General features: G+C 67.4%; 1 protein-coding gene. It reads right to left on the bottom strand.

What is annotated here, in order from left to right; all coding sequences use genetic code 11:
* A partial coding sequence (locus F0Q45_RS25400) for a non-ribosomal peptide synthetase (RefSeq protein WP_149656506.1) occupies positions 1 to 2,482 on the bottom strand: 2,482 nt, incomplete at both ends.

Raw genomic sequence — 2,482 nt, 5'->3', positions numbered from 1 at the left:
CCGATCGCCGGGTCACCACCGGTGAGGCCCACCTCGGCGTTGAGATAACGTAGCAAACCGTAGGTGAGACCATCGGGAAGAGCTCGCAGTTGCTCCTTGGCGTCCTTGACGGCCGCTCCCAGGGCCGCATCGCCGGCGGTGACCTGCTGCCAGGCCAGCCCACCCGCGGCCAGCGCCACCGGGTACTTGCTGGTGAACCAACCTACGGTGTGCGACAGGTCGATGCCGGGCGCTAGTTCCTCGTTGCGCCCGTGGCCCTCCACGTCGATGCCGATCGGGGTCGTTCCGGTACCCAGGAACTCCGTCCACGCCAGCCCGAAGGCGATCAACAGGATGTCTTGCACCCCGGCCTGGAACGCCGACGACACCTCGCCCAGCAACATGCGGGTGGTGTCGACATCCAGGACGGTCGACAGGTACGAGGCGGTGGCAAAGGTATCCGCTGCCGGCTCCACCGCGGGCAACACCGCCGGCGCCGACACCACCTGCTTCCAGGCGCCGGCCTGTTCGATGGCCACGTCGTGCCGGGCGTGCTCGGCCAGCACCGAAGCCCAGCGGCCGAACGAAGTACCCCGGGTCGAGAACGTCACCCGCTGGCCGGCGCGGTGCTGCTGCCAGGCACTGTTGAGGTCGTCCAGCAAAATCCGCCAGGACACCGCGTCGACGGCCAGGTGATGGATGACGAGTACCAGCTGAGCAGAAGGCGCCGACCACAGCGCACTGAGCAGCACTCCGGCGCGAGGATCCAGCCGGGCGCGGGCCTGCGCCAGCGCCTCCTCGGTCAGCTCGGCCACGGAGTGCACGCGGTCGGCCACGTTCACGGTGCCGGGTTCGGACACCGACAGCGACCAACCACCGGCGCCGTCGTCGGTAACCCGCATGCGCAGGGTGGCATGGCGATTCACCAGCGCCTGCAGCAACACCACCACGTCGTGGTCACTGACCCCTGCGGGCGCCTGCAACAGCGTCGCTTGATTGAACTGATCCACCGGGCCGCCGAGGCCTTCGAGGCTTTCCAGCCAACGGATGACCGGTGTTAGCGGCACCTGATACGCGCCGTTCGCGTCATCGGCTTCGAGGCCGTCGCCGGCATCGGCGGTGGTGGCGACCCGGGCGACCCCGGCAACGGATTGTTCGGTGAACAGATCACGCGGCCGGCACACCACACCGGCAGCGCGGGCCCGCGCCACCACCTGAATTGCCGAAATACTGTCGCCGCCCAGGTCGAAGAAGGACTCGTCGACACCGACCCGGCCGAGACCGAGAACTTCGGCGTAGATGCCGGCCAACACCTCTTCGACGGCGTTGGCCGGGGCACGGTACGTCTCGGCGTCACCGTATTGCGGAGCGGGCAAGGCGCGAACGTCCAGCTTTCCGTTGAGCGTCAACGGCAATTCGTCGAGTGCGACGACGGCTGCGGGCACCATGTACTTGGGCAGCCGCTCGGCCAGCAGGGTGCGGATCCCGGTGACGTCCGCGCTGCCGGTGATATAGCCGATCAGGCGCTTGTCGCCGGGGCGGTCTTCACGAGCAATGACCACCGCCCGGTCCACGCCGTCGAGCTGGGACAGCACCGAAGCCACTTCACCGGGCTCGATACGGTACCCACGAATCTTGACCTGCTCGTCGGTACGTCCCAGATAGACCAGCTGACCATCGGCACCCCAGCGCACCAGGTCCCCGGTGCGGTACATCCGCGCTCCCGGCGTACCGAATGGGCAAGCGACGAAGCGTGATCCGGTCAAGGCCGGGCGTCGCCAATAGCCGCAGCCCACCCCACCGCCGGCAACGTACAGTTCACCGGCGACACCGGGCGGCACTAAACGTAACCACGGGTCCAGCACGAACAACCCGGCCCCCGGAACCGGCGCACCGATCGGTGCCACCCCCGAACCTGCCACCAGCGGCGCACTCATCGTTACATAAATCGTCGTTTCCGTTGGGCCGTAAGCATTGATCACTCGTCCGGGCGCATAGCGGTCGACCAACTCAGTGGGGCAGGCCTCACCGGCGACCAGCAGTGTCGTGGACTCCAGTCCCTCGGGCGCCAGACTGCCCGCAGCCGAAGGAGTGTGGCACAGCACGTCGACGCTTTCGGCAACCAACAGGGCATGCAGGTCCTCCGGCGAGCGCGAGACCGCCTCGGGCACCACGACGAGCCGCGCACCGGTTAGCAGCGCACCCCAGATTTCCCATACCGAGACGTCGAAGCCGTACGAGTGCCACTGGGTTACGGTCTGTCCAGCAGTCGGCGTGAAAGAGGTTGATGCAGAAACTAGTTCGGTGACGTTGCGGTGGCTGATGGCGACGCCCTTGGGCACGCCGGTGCTTCCCGAGGTGTAGATGAGGTAGGCGATGTTGTCAGCGGCCGGGAACGGCAGCCCGGTGCTGGACAGGGCGCCGCTCAGCGCGTCGCCGATGTCGACGACGGTCAGGCCGTGGCCGTCTAAGCGGTGGGCCAGCTTGTGAGTGCTCACCGCCA

Source organism: Mycobacterium simiae, from assembly GCF_008370645.1.
Lineage (GTDB): Bacteria > Actinomycetota > Actinomycetes > Mycobacteriales > Mycobacteriaceae > Mycobacterium > Mycobacterium simiae_A.
This window is presented reverse-complemented; position numbering and strand designations above follow the sequence as displayed.